Origin of the sequence: Nonlabens sp. (assembly GCF_051251825.1) — a bacterium.
In the GTDB taxonomy this organism is placed as follows: domain Bacteria; phylum Bacteroidota; class Bacteroidia; order Flavobacteriales; family Flavobacteriaceae; genus Nonlabens.
Genome location: NZ_JBPOGG010000017.1, coordinates 21,991 through 33,455 on the forward strand (window position 1 = coordinate 21,991; position 11,465 = coordinate 33,455).

Below are 11,465 nucleotides of genomic sequence, written 5' to 3' on the forward strand. Positions count from 1 at the left end.
GATTTTTTTTGTTTGTGTTTTTTTCGCTTGCGCAGAAGTTGGTTAGGGAATTATTTGTCAGTTCGAGCGCAGTCGAGAACAGTTTTCAAATGTCAATCTGCTGCAGAGCAGATTCGGCGGTAATCGATCTTGAAAATATTTAAAACTACACAACAAAAGTTGCTGAAATAAATTCAGCATGACAGGATCAAGATAATCACAAGCTTTATCTTTGATTTTATAATTTGTAATTAATCTATGAAAAACATAACTACAACCCTACTTCTACTCTTCCTTTTCCAAATCAGCACCGCGCAAAATGAAACGCTGAACTTGATGAAGAAGAAAGCTTATGAAATGATTGAGGACATCAGCGATAAAGAAGCTTTTGGTCTATCGACTTATAAGAGTCACATGGTTTCTTTAATTCTTTTAAATAAAGCAGCAGATTCTCCTGAGTTATTAATGAGTGCTGAGGATAAAGCAATTATTAAAGGTGTTTCCAGAACTCGATATTCAGAGCTTCTCAAGGAAGATCATGACGCAATAAGAGAAGCAGCTAAAAAGTTCAACATCAACTGGAAGAAAATAGAGTTTGTAGATTTTCTATATAAAACGAGAGCTGTATTTAAACTCGGACAGCCAGGCTATGAAGGCTTACTCATCTTTAAAGATAAATCACAGAAGAATGTGATGTTTACGATGCAAGTAGATTTCATTATGCTAGGAACAGATCCTTATATCTTTGAAATGGTGGATTTGAAGAAGGAGAAGAAGTAATATGAGATGCCATTCAATTCTTGTTTAAGTTTACTATAATGAGATTTATTTATAGAATCATTTTCTTAGCTGTGGTACTAGCCAGCTCATCCTGTGTGGAAAACTTGTCAGATCCGTCATTAAAAGCTGCTTGCCAAGAAGCTGTAAATAATGAAAATTGGACAAAAGCTATCAAATGTGTGGATGAACTTCTTAAAAGGAATCCACAAGACACCACTTTATATTATAGCAAAGCAACTTATCTTAATCAATTAAAAAATCCTGATTCTCATTCAGAAATTATTAATAATTTAGATATCTATCTCGCTTATAATCATAAGTCTATCGAAGCTAGACTTTTTAAATATGGTATTCATTATAAGTCAAAAGAACATTTAAAAGCATTAGAGGAAATAGAGATAATTGAGTCTTATTACGGTATCACAAATAAAACATTATTGCTCAAGGCGTACTCCTCTTTTCTAAATAAAGATTTTGTTAAAGCAGCTTTCTATTTTGAAGAAGTTGCTATGTATCCTATAAACACATTCAAGTTTAAAGATGTTTACTATTATAAAATTTATTCTAAATATTTCGATGGTAATAAGAGTGGAGCTATTTGGGATACCGCATTTTTACCTAATTACGGACTTAACGAGAACCCTAGTCTGATGGATCAAATAAATGAAGGAAGTCTAATATATGAGGACTATAATGAAATTCATTTTGATATTGATATTCCGGAATTTATTGAACATTTTAAGATAGACATAGGCTTACCTTACGATAGACTGTATAGACCTTTATATCAAAGGTATCTTTTTCAAAGTAAAAAACACAATCTGAATGATTTAAATAGTGTCAACAAAGAAATAGAAATACTCAATCTTTCAAACCTCAATCTAACTGCGTTACCTAAAGAAACAAAAAGATTCAAAAATTTAAAAGGAATAAATCTTTCTGGAAATAATTTTAAAGACTTAAATCAACTTTTTAATGATCTCTCAGAATTTGAAAATCTTGAATTTGTGAGCTTGAATAGAGTTAATTTGAAAAACCTATCCTCTTCTATAAAATTGCTTAAAAACATTAAAGGTATTTCTATGGACCGTTGTAATATTAAAAGTCTACCTGCAGAAATATCGCATTTGAAGAATTTAAGTTATTTAAGTTTAAGAGGAAATAGCCGTTTACATGATTTACCTAAAGAAATAAGATATTTAAAGAACCTCAATGTTCTCGATGTTTCTGGAGGTGGTATCAAGAGATTAAGAAATGAACTTGCCTATTGTTATAATTTGTATGCCATAATAGGTAACGCTTCTCAAATAAAAACCTTACCCAAAGATATTAACTTATTGAAAAGACTACGTTATGCTAATCTAGCCGCAAACAAAATAGAAACAATTCCTGAAGAAATAGGTGAATTAAGGTATTTAGAAGATTTATCGTTAGGAAGTAATGAAATACAAATGTTGCCTTCATCCTTTAAAAACCTTCAAAACCTTGAGACTATTTCTCTGGACTTTAATAGGCTAAAAGAGTTTCCTAGTGAATTAATAGAGCTTAAATCAATGAGAAGTCTATGGTTACATAATAATAACATACCTTCAATTCCTATTGAAGTAGCACACTTGGAAAACCTCACTCATTTATTAGTCGACCATGAGATTATAAGTGATCAAAACATTCAAGAACTGAAAGATGCAAACCCTAATTTAAGAGTCATAAAACAAGACGGGCAACGTTATGTAAAGGGAATTAGAAGGAAGAAATAAATGGTCAATTAAAACAGTCCAAGCACTTTATTAAACTTACCATCGAATTAGTCAAATAAAAATATGGTGATATAGATATGAGGTTAGGGGAATTAATTTTAATTGATTAAAAAATTAAGTGTCGTGGGAACAACTATAGATTGTTTTATTCCAAAAGAAAGAGAGCTCTCAATTGAAGAAATTGAAAAACAGTTTGAGGAAGTATTTATAAAATTTAAATCTGACTTTGAACATTTAGAAAGGTATGGACAGTTTACATCTAAAGTTAATGGGAAATGGTTATTTAATCATGTTCCTAAATGTGATAAATATCCCGAACATACAATAGGAGAAGGAAATGGCTTTTTTCTAACCGTTTACGAGAATATTATAAATTTAGGAAGTGCAGAACGGTTTTCTAGTTTATCATTCAAAGAAAGAATTATCTCTGAACAATTATTCAAAATCCTAAATGCTTATTGTGATGTTTTCAGATCTTCAGCAGAATTACTAATCGGAGCTGGCGGATTTGGAGAAACTGATCGTATCACTGACATGTCAATGATTGACGGAGCTACTTTTGATCAGATTTGTGAGAAGATGAAAGAGTTGAATGGTGAACCAGGAATAAGTTTAGATGAACTCAATGATAAATCTTGGTTTTTAAGAAGGTGAATTAGTCTTTTACTTCAAGAAAAATCTATTTCAGATCGACTGTCGAAAAAAAATGAAAACCAAAAAATGAACAACATCAACTATAAAAAATGGGCTTTTCACTTTATCATTTGGGTGGTGATTATCAATTTGATAAAACTATTTCTATTATCAAACTATGCTAACTTTCCTAGAATTCAAGACAGTATACCACAAGTTGCGAGTGCTTTATACCTATTATCCATTGTATTGTTAATAGCGACTCTTATTTACGTGATTATAAGTGTCGTTAAAAAAGAAACAAGGAATTATCAGTTCTGGATTGCTGCAATCGGATTTTTCCTATTTGGAATATTCCCTTATTTATTTTGGATTTTATTGTTCTGGTTCAAGTAGCTTCTAAAGTTCTACCTTTTGATCATTTTTAACTTTTCCCTAGCACATAAAGTTGTGTGAATCATAGCCTAGGCAGTATCATCACATACTAACTTGCTGATATTAAAACACACACGCTATGAAAAATGTATTATTTGTATTAACCAGTCATGAGGAATTAGGAAATACTGGAGATAAAACGGGATTTTGGGTAGAGGAATTTGCAGCACCTTATTATCTTTTAACTGATAAAGGAGTTAACGTAACACTAGCTTCTCCTAAAGGTGGACAACCACCTATAGATCCTAAAAGCACGCAACCCGATGCTCAAACTACAGCAAGTAAAAGATACTTTGAAGATCAAGAAACTCAAGAAAAATTATCTAAAACAACTGAATTGAGTAAAATCAAAGAGGCTGATTATGATGCGGTTTTCTATCCAGGTGGTCATGGACCATTATGGGATCTAGCTGAGGATAAAGATTCTATCAATTTAATCGAGTCTTTTTACAATAACAATAAAACGGTAGCCGCTGTATGCCACGCACCAGCCATATTTAAGAACACTAAAAACACAGATGGATCACCACTTGTAAAAGGTAAAAAAGTTACTGGATTCACAAACAGTGAAGAAGAAGCCGTTCAACTTACAGACATTGTTCCTTTCTTAGTGGAAGACATGCTTATCGAGAATGGCGCTATCTATTCTAGAAAAGATGACTGGAATACCTACGCTGTAGAAGATGGACTTTTAATTACAGGACAAAATCCTGCATCTTCAGAAAGAGTAGCTGAGATTCTTCTAGAAAGATTGAAGTAAAACCTTTCTGAATATAAAAATAGCCCAAAGATTTAATTGTCTTTGGGCTATTTTTTATTGTTAAGTCTTTAATTTTCTACGATTATGGAGTCCTTATGAAACTTCTGTTCATAGTTAGTCAACCTGAGTGTTACTGTAATTTAGATGTTGAAATACGCTTCCGCGAAAGCGTATAAAAAAAACTAAATCTCTAAGCAGAATTCCTACTCGCATTAATATTTCCATAAAGTGACCGCGTAACTATTTTTTCATATAATGGTTTGAATTCATTATCTACAGCCACCATTTGCAGTGCATACTGCTGTATTACAAGTAATGGAAGTACGATGCTTTCTCTAATTTTAATGGATTCCCTTGAAATCATTTCTTTCTCCATTAATACTTTCATTCCAGATAACTGCAACAACATTTTTTTAGAAAGTTCATATTCATCAAGCAGCACTTGCCAGAACGCTCCATATTCTGGGTTTTCCTTCATGTAACTGGTGAGTTCAAAATAGCATTTAGCAAGACTCATCATGCTATTAAACATTAAGGCTTGAAAGAAAGGTACCTCATGATACATTTGAATTACTTCATTAAATCGACCTTGATCTTCAAAAGATTTCAATGCACTACCTATCCCAAAATAACCTGGTACATTTTGCTTTAACTGGCTCCAGGAACCTACAAAGGATATGGCTCTTAAATCTGAGAGTTCTAATTTTGCCTTATTACCACGTTTGCCTGGTCTACTGCCTATGTTTGCATTTGAGTAATATTTTAAAGTACTCATATGTTCCAGATAAGGCATGAATTTATCATGGTGTTTAAGAGCGTCATACTTAGTAAAGCTTAACTCAGATAATTCTTCAATAATTGCTCTATGGCTAGAGGATATTGTAATTTCTTTATTTAAAATAGTATTTGAGAGTCCTGCAGTTAATAGTTGTTCGCTATTGTGAATGAACTGTTCTTTAGTTCCATAAGTACTCGTGATGGTTTGACCTTGAATGGTTAACTGTATCTCATTATTTGCAACTTTACTAGGTTGCGCCGCATAGAATCTATGTGTTTTTCCTCCACCACGAGCTGGTGGTCCACCTCTACCATCAAAAAATATTGCGGCAACTTCATGCTCATCACAAACTTCAGACAGTGTTTCTTTAGTTTTTAAAATCGACCAGTTTGCTTTAAGGTATCCTCCATCTTTAGTTCCGTCAGAGAATCCTAGCATGATTGTTTGTTTGCTTTCTCTAGATATTATGTGATTCTTATACGTGTCTAATTGGAATAATTGTTCCATCGTTGCTCGAGCATCTCTCATACCTTTCATGGTTTCAAACAGCGGAACTATATCAAATGTTATAGTTCGATCAGCCCAGCCACACCAATTGAATAATGCATAAACATAAAGAACACTAAAAATATCTTCAGAATTACTGATGATGTATCTATTACAGCCTTCTACTCCATTACTTTTTTGAATTGAAGATAGTTGCGATATGTTGAGAATCGTATCCTTTACGATTGCTTCTTCAAAATCATCAGGTTGCAATTCAAATTTTTCATTAATTAAAATATCTACTAGTTGTTGTTGATCTAACTCTGTGGCACTATTTTTTATGAAACCTTTTTTAATAAGAATAGCATCTATCACTTTGCTATGTATGCTATGATCCTGGCGTATGTCTATAGTTGCAAAATGTGTTTTAAAAATCATTACTTTATCTATAAAAGCGTCAAGGTCGTTGATATATAACCCATGATAATTCTCAATTAATGAAACTCTTATTTCTTGAAGTGGTTCAATAATATCATTGTAAGTGATATGATAATTAGCATCAATCATCGCGTCATATAACGTGGTTCTCAGTTGAGCAATAGGATCTTGAATATCCCTGAAACTTAATTTACGTTGTAATTCCTTAAGCTCATTATAGTAACATTTCATAAGTGTCACTCGCAACTCGTTCATCACTTCTTTAGTGATTTTTGCGGTTACAAAAGGATTACCATCTCGATCTCCACCAGGCCAAAACCCTAATTTCACTATATCATGATTATCAAATTGAGCATTTCCTACGCTTGATTTAATATGTCGATACATCTCTCCTATCGCATCATAATAAACATGACGCAGTGTATGAATAATATTTTTAGCCTCATCAAGTGGTGTAGGTTTCTTAGAATTAACAAGTGACGTTAATCCTAATTGTTGCAGTGCCACATCTATATCATCTATGTTATCATCATTAATGCACGATCTTAAATTTGCGATAATATCAAGTACAGCTGGCGTGTAAAATTGCGTAGGATGGGCAGTGAGAACTATACGAGCACTAAAACTGTTCAATTGCTTTTCTATAGCGGTCCACGAATTATTCTTTTCTACCAGCTGGAAATAATCCTTAAGTGATAAATTCTTACTGTGCTTTTGAAGTTTAGGGAACGCTGCGTCTTCAACACTATCATAAAGAACTACCTGACGTTCCACATACTGAATAACTCTAAACATGAAATCAATACGGTCTTGCTCAGTATGAACAGATGCAAAATTTTCAAAGAATGATTCCATTATCTCTTTAGGGTTCAAACCATTACTTAAACCTTTTTTAGATTGATCTGCTAATAGTGGTATTAACATTCCAATGTTTTCAATATTACTGTAAGGCAGATTTAAAAACAGACTGTTATAGACATTAAACTTATTCTGTACAGATTTTTTAAACTCAGCTACTCTTTCTTGATCTTGCATATAATTTCTATAAAAACTAGGCTTAATTAGACTTAATAATGTTCATATAAATATCGACTATTATAGGAAATATTTAAGCATACAAATGAGTCTATTTTGAAATTTAATAGTTGAAATTTCATCTATTATTGATTGTATATTTGTTGCTTTAAACTACTATGGCTACTATAAAACTTGCACCACAACTAGAAATTTCAAGAATCGTCTTAGGAATCTGGAGATTAATGGATTGGAACATGAGCGATCAAGAGTTGCTCACTTACCTCAAACAATCTATTGATGCAGGAGTCACCACATTTGATCATGCCGACATTTATGGAGATTATGAATGTGAAGCCGCTTTTGGGAAAGCCTTACAGTTAGATCCATCGCTACGTTCACAAATGCAGTTAATTACTAAATGCGGTATCAAGCTCAAGAGTGCTAAATTTCCAGAACGTCAAGTGAAATATTATGATTACAGTAAAGACTATATCATTAATCAAGTAGAACAATCTCTTGCAAATTTAAAAACAGATTATGTAGATGTTCTATTGCTCCATCGTCCATCACCGTTTTTTAACCCTATGGAAGTGGCAAGTGCATTTGAAGATTTAAAAACCAGCGGAAAAGTAAATCACTTAGGAGTGTCAAATTTTACACCTATTCAGTTTGAATCATTACAGTCTTACATCAATGAACCTTTAGTTACTAATCAGATTGAAATTTCGCCTGCTCAACTGGAACATTTTGATAACGGAAACCTAGATCATTTAATTGAAAAACGCATATCACCTATGGCGTGGTCGCCTCTTGCCGGTGGTTCTCTATTGAATCCTCAAGATGAAAAATCAAAAAGGATTCACGATGCCTTAAAAAAAGTCGCAAATCAAATCGGCGAAAGCGATTTATCTAAAGTAATTTATGCGTGGCTATTGATGCATCCTTCACACATCATTCCCGTTATAGGAACTGGAAAAATTAATAGATTGAAGACTGCAGTTAGCGCCTTAGATACCCAACTCAATCTAGAACAATGGTTTGAAATTTATGTCGCATCTTTAGGTGAAAACATCCCATAAATGGCAAACATTATACATTCTAAACACTTCACAAATTATGTCATCATTGCCATAGGATACGTAGCAACTATTGCAATCATGGTATGGAATTTCATAGATGGTGATGTTTTATTTATAGATGATCTAGGAATCGCGCTAGCACTATCTCAGCTTGCAGGACTTTACCTTTTAATCACCTCTGGAACGTTTAAAAGAACTCGGTTTTATCGATATGCACGCATCGGAATTGCTATAATTCTAATAGGTGCTTTACTTAAAATCATGCATTATTATGGCGGTGAGATTGCTGTAATCCTTGGTTACGTATGGATATTAGGCTGTTACACGCTGTCCTTCATTAAAAAACCATACAAGAAAATACTGGACTGGCTCAAGTTGATTTATGCCTTTGTTGTCATTATACAAACGACCAGTACCTTTCTACATTACGCCGTAGCAGATTATCTTCAAATTCACTTTTTAATCATGCTCGTCATGGTCATTCTCCATATAAAGGAGCAAAAAGAATTAGGATATCCTGAAGATGTAAATGATAATTTTAGTTTGTAGAGTTACGCTTTCGCGAAAGCGGATTACTAACAACTGTACTACTATAATTTTAAACTAAGACCTACAATAATTTGTTGCGGTCTGGTGTCTAAGGTTCCTAGCTGACCAAGGTTAGTGAACTCAGCCTCATTTGAAGAAAGTCCACGTTCATAGCGCACGTCTATTCCTAGATTTCCTAAATCAACACCTATTCCTACCTGCATTCCTATTGTAAAATCTTCTTTTACATCTTGTAATTCCACATTTTCTAATTCGGTATCAAGAATATACTGAAAAGATGGACCGGCAAAAACATGCAATGGTCCAGCGATATGAAATCCTACTAGAACAGGCGCATCCAGCTTTTTAACCTCAAGAGCGCTACTGTCATATTCACTATTGAGAACGGTATAAGACAACTCTGGACGTAAATAAAAGGCTCCTAAATCCACTTTACCAAATAACCCAACATGGTATCCAAAATTTGCATCTGGATCATCAATGATGGTCTGCCCGTTTTGTCTCAGGTCACCATTTGAGCCGTAGTTCAATCCAGCTTTTAAACCAAAACCACCATCTGTTTGAGCTTGTGAAACGGTAGCAAATAATAAGATTATAGCAATAAATAAATTTTTCATAATTCTTTTTTTTAATACACTTTTTTATAAAACGTAAAATAAAGATAATTTATTCTGTGAATTGTTACACTTTAAGGTTTGCTCGATAACATTTTTTTGTTAATTAATTAACATTAGTTTATAGAACACTGTTTAAATTTGTAGTTACAAATATTGTATTTATCTCAATTGTAATTAAATCTAAATGAAAGAATCTGATATTCCACTATCCCGACGAGTTGTGACCACTTTAATTAAAAAAGGTACTGAAATGACAGACTCGGTGAGTGAAGTTGTTAAAACAGAAGGCCTTACCATACAGCAATTCAACGTTTTACGTATTTTAAGAGGTCGTAAAGGTGAGGCTGCTAGCTTGCAGGATGTAAGTGAACAAATGATTCATTCTAACAGTAATACTACAAGAGTTATAGATAAATTAATTACTAAGAAATTTGTGAACCGCATTCAAAGTCCAACAGATCGTAGACAAATTGAACTTAGGATTACCATCGCTGGATTAGATGTATTAGATAAACTAGACGATGCAATAGATGCTCGTGAAGAAGGACTCATTAAAGATTTAGATCCTAAACAAGTAGAACTTGTCTTAGAATTTCTTTCAAAAATCTAAAACAAGTTCCTTTAGGTTAACTTATGACCTGGACACTTTACTGAATGAGCTCGATTGAAGTCTATTCTTGAGTATCATAGAAAAATTGCTCTCTCCATATTTTACCGTCTTTTACCTGGTAAACCGCAAGCTCGTTCATTTGAGAACGTTGTCCGCTAGGTTTATGTGTGGTATCCATCCAGAAACTTACGGTAAAGTGATTGTCTGCCACTAGAGGTTCAGAAACTTTATTACCGTGAACTTCAAAATTTTCTTTCCACCAGGCTCCTTTTTTTGCTAGTCCTTCAAATCCTTGGACTTCTTTCATAGGTTCTGCCATTTCTACGCTTGTAATTTCAGGGCTATAAAGCTCTTCATAGGCTTTATCTTCTTGATTACTACGGCAATATTCTACCAGTTTGTTTGCTACTTCTTGTGTTGTCATGATATTTTAGTTTAATAGATTCTCTAAATTTATGAAAACTTCTAAACAGTTGAAACTAAAACTTCATGAATTCATAAGTCCTCACTTGCTTAACAGCGCTGCATGAACGACCTTTGTTTTATGAAAATGCAAGCCGAGAAAAAATTTACATTAGGACTTAAATTACCTACTGATCCACGATGGGCAAACATCTCTACGATCAGCTTACAGCACATCCTTACAGATCATGCATTTTGTGAGCAAAAGGCAACCAGTAATATCATTTCTTTAATTCAGCAATATTCTGAACGTGAAGGAATTGTAGAGCATTTATCACCTGTAGTGACTGAGGAATGGGGACATTTTAGAATGGTAATTGCTAAGTTAAAAGAACGCGGACTTGAACTGGGTTTACAGCGTCAAGATGAGTATGTAAAAAAACTGGTTAAAGGAAAGAAAAAAGGTCAAAGCCGTGATGGGTATTTCCTCGATCAACTATTGATTTGTGCCATGATTGAAGCACGTAGTTGTGAACGTTTTAAAACGCTATGGCAAAACCTAGAAGACGAAGATTTACAAGAGTTCTATTATAAATTCATGGTAGCCGAGGCTGCACATTATAAATTATTCCTTAAGCTCGCAAAAATGCATTTCCCAGAAGACGATGTTATGGTACGATGGAACTACTGGCTTGATTATGAAGCTAGTTTTATAGGAGATCTTGAGGTACGTGGTGATCGATTACATTAAATGAGGAATGAGGAATGAGGAATGAGGAATGAGGAATGAGGTAAAAAACAAAATGTCAGTTCGAGCGCAGTCGAGAACAGGTTAAAAAATTGAAAAGTTGTCAATAAACTAAGGTCTTTTACGACTATAAACGTAAAAAGCCGACTTCAGTCGGCGCAAATAAAAAGAACGCCGCAGGCGACAGAACAAATTCACAGCGGCAGACTTCAGTCTGCCAGCAATGAATAAGTAATTATGGAAAATGAGGTGGAATGATCATCTTATTCCATTACTAGCAGATTCCACATCAATCGCGGAATGGCGGAATGAAAGATTAGAAAAGCCGACTTCAGTCGGCGCAAATAAAAAGAACGCCGCAGGCGACAGAACAAATTCACAGCGGCAGACTTCAGTC

Annotated in this window: 12 protein-coding genes; 9 read left to right on the forward strand and 3 right to left on the reverse strand. The window is 33.8% G+C overall.

Annotation, left to right across the window (positions count from 1 at the left end; translation table 11 throughout):
* Positions 1 to 237: 237 nt before the first annotated feature.
* The 5 genes from ACSHWW_RS13510 to ACSHWW_RS13530 all read left to right on the forward strand — a co-directional run bounded on the left by ACSHWW_RS13510 (position 238) and on the right by ACSHWW_RS13530 (position 4,344).
* Complete coding sequence (locus ACSHWW_RS13510; protein WP_435682996.1) at positions 238 to 759, forward strand: hypothetical protein; 522 nt, start codon at positions 238 to 240, stop codon at positions 757 to 759.
* Between the two features lie 38 nt (positions 760 to 797).
* Positions 798 to 2,516 carry a leucine-rich repeat domain-containing protein gene (locus ACSHWW_RS13515; RefSeq protein ID WP_435682997.1) on the forward strand — a complete coding sequence of 573 codons (1,719 nt, stop codon included), beginning with the start codon at positions 798 to 800 and terminating at the stop codon, positions 2,514 to 2,516.
* Positions 2,517 to 2,639: 123 nt separating this feature from the next.
* Entirely contained in the window at positions 2,640 to 3,170 is a 531-nt protein-coding gene (locus ACSHWW_RS13520; RefSeq protein ID WP_435682998.1) for a hypothetical protein, read from the forward strand.
* Positions 3,171 to 3,236: 66 nt separating this feature from the next.
* The gene (locus ACSHWW_RS13525) at positions 3,237 to 3,545 is read left to right on the forward strand and encodes a hypothetical protein (protein ID WP_435682999.1); all 309 of its coding nucleotides are present in this window, start codon (positions 3,237 to 3,239) and stop codon (positions 3,543 to 3,545) included.
* Positions 3,546 to 3,663: 118 nt separating this feature from the next.
* Positions 3,664 to 4,344 (forward strand): type 1 glutamine amidotransferase domain-containing protein, encoded by a 681-nt coding sequence (locus tag ACSHWW_RS13530; protein ID WP_435683000.1) that lies wholly within the window; start codon positions 3,664 to 3,666, stop codon positions 4,342 to 4,344.
* 190 nt (positions 4,345 to 4,534) lie between these two features.
* Here ACSHWW_RS13530 and ACSHWW_RS13535 read toward each other — a convergent pair whose 3' ends face one another.
* The gene (locus ACSHWW_RS13535) at positions 4,535 to 7,081 is read right to left on the reverse strand and encodes a phosphoenolpyruvate carboxylase (RefSeq protein ID WP_435683001.1); all 2,547 of its coding nucleotides are present in this window, start codon (positions 7,079 to 7,081) and stop codon (positions 4,535 to 4,537) included.
* A gap of 158 nt (positions 7,082 to 7,239) precedes the next feature.
* Between ACSHWW_RS13535 and ACSHWW_RS13540 the strand changes: the two genes are divergently transcribed.
* Positions 7,240 to 8,142, forward strand: a complete 903-nt coding sequence (locus ACSHWW_RS13540) for an aldo/keto reductase (protein ID WP_435683002.1) — start codon at positions 7,240 to 7,242, stop codon at positions 8,140 to 8,142.
* Positions 8,143 to 8,691 carry a hypothetical protein gene (locus ACSHWW_RS13545; protein ID WP_435683003.1) on the forward strand — a complete coding sequence of 183 codons (549 nt, stop codon included), beginning with the start codon at positions 8,143 to 8,145 and terminating at the stop codon, positions 8,689 to 8,691. It begins immediately after the preceding gene.
* 41 nt (positions 8,692 to 8,732) lie between these two features.
* Here the strand turns inward: ACSHWW_RS13545 and ACSHWW_RS13550 are convergent, their stop codons facing one another.
* Positions 8,733 to 9,308, reverse strand: a complete 576-nt coding sequence (locus ACSHWW_RS13550; protein WP_435683004.1) for an outer membrane beta-barrel protein — start codon at positions 9,306 to 9,308, stop codon at positions 8,733 to 8,735.
* Between the two features lie 184 nt (positions 9,309 to 9,492).
* Between ACSHWW_RS13550 and ACSHWW_RS13555 the strand changes: the two genes are divergently transcribed.
* Entirely contained in the window at positions 9,493 to 9,918 is a 426-nt protein-coding gene (locus tag ACSHWW_RS13555; RefSeq protein WP_435683005.1) for a MarR family winged helix-turn-helix transcriptional regulator, read from the forward strand.
* A 61-nt stretch (positions 9,919 to 9,979) separates the two neighbouring features.
* Here ACSHWW_RS13555 and ACSHWW_RS13560 read toward each other — a convergent pair whose 3' ends face one another.
* On the reverse strand, positions 9,980 to 10,342 hold the full coding sequence (locus tag ACSHWW_RS13560; RefSeq protein WP_435683006.1) for a SnoaL-like domain-containing protein: 363 nt from the start codon (positions 10,340 to 10,342) through the stop codon (positions 9,980 to 9,982).
* 102 nt (positions 10,343 to 10,444) lie between these two features.
* Here ACSHWW_RS13560 and ACSHWW_RS13565 point away from each other — a divergent pair, with 102 nt between their 5' ends.
* On the forward strand, positions 10,445 to 11,071 hold the full coding sequence (locus ACSHWW_RS13565) for a tRNA-(ms[2]io[6]A)-hydroxylase (protein WP_435683007.1): 627 nt from the start codon (positions 10,445 to 10,447) through the stop codon (positions 11,069 to 11,071).
* The last annotated feature ends 394 nt before the right edge of the window (positions 11,072 to 11,465 follow it).

What these genes read in the sequence shown, in the direction of transcription:
- ACSHWW_RS13510 (WP_435682996.1), top strand. Translation starts at nt 238, where the DNA reads ATGAAAAACATAACTACAACCCTACTTCTACTCTTCCTTTTCCAAATC.
- ACSHWW_RS13515 (WP_435682997.1), top strand. Translation starts at nt 798, where the DNA reads ATGAGATTTATTTATAGAATCATTTTCTTAGCTGTGGTACTAGCCAGC.
- ACSHWW_RS13525 (WP_435682999.1), top strand. Translation starts at nt 3,237, where the DNA reads ATGAACAACATCAACTATAAAAAATGGGCTTTTCACTTTATCATTTGG.
- ACSHWW_RS13530 (WP_435683000.1), top strand. Translation starts at nt 3,664, where the DNA reads ATGAAAAATGTATTATTTGTATTAACCAGTCATGAGGAATTAGGAAAT.
- ACSHWW_RS13535 (WP_435683001.1), bottom strand. Translation starts at nt 7,081, where the DNA reads ATGCAAGATCAAGAAAGAGTAGCTGAGTTTAAAAAATCTGTACAGAAT.
- ACSHWW_RS13540 (WP_435683002.1), top strand. Translation starts at nt 7,240, where the DNA reads ATGGCTACTATAAAACTTGCACCACAACTAGAAATTTCAAGAATCGTC.
- ACSHWW_RS13545 (WP_435683003.1), top strand. Translation starts at nt 8,143, where the DNA reads ATGGCAAACATTATACATTCTAAACACTTCACAAATTATGTCATCATT.
- ACSHWW_RS13550 (WP_435683004.1), bottom strand. Translation starts at nt 9,308, where the DNA reads ATGAAAAATTTATTTATTGCTATAATCTTATTATTTGCTACCGTTTCA.
- ACSHWW_RS13555 (WP_435683005.1), top strand. Translation starts at nt 9,493, where the DNA reads ATGAAAGAATCTGATATTCCACTATCCCGACGAGTTGTGACCACTTTA.
- ACSHWW_RS13560 (WP_435683006.1), bottom strand. Translation starts at nt 10,342, where the DNA reads ATGACAACACAAGAAGTAGCAAACAAACTGGTAGAATATTGCCGTAGT.
- ACSHWW_RS13565 (WP_435683007.1), top strand. Translation starts at nt 10,445, where the DNA reads ATGAACGACCTTTGTTTTATGAAAATGCAAGCCGAGAAAAAATTTACA.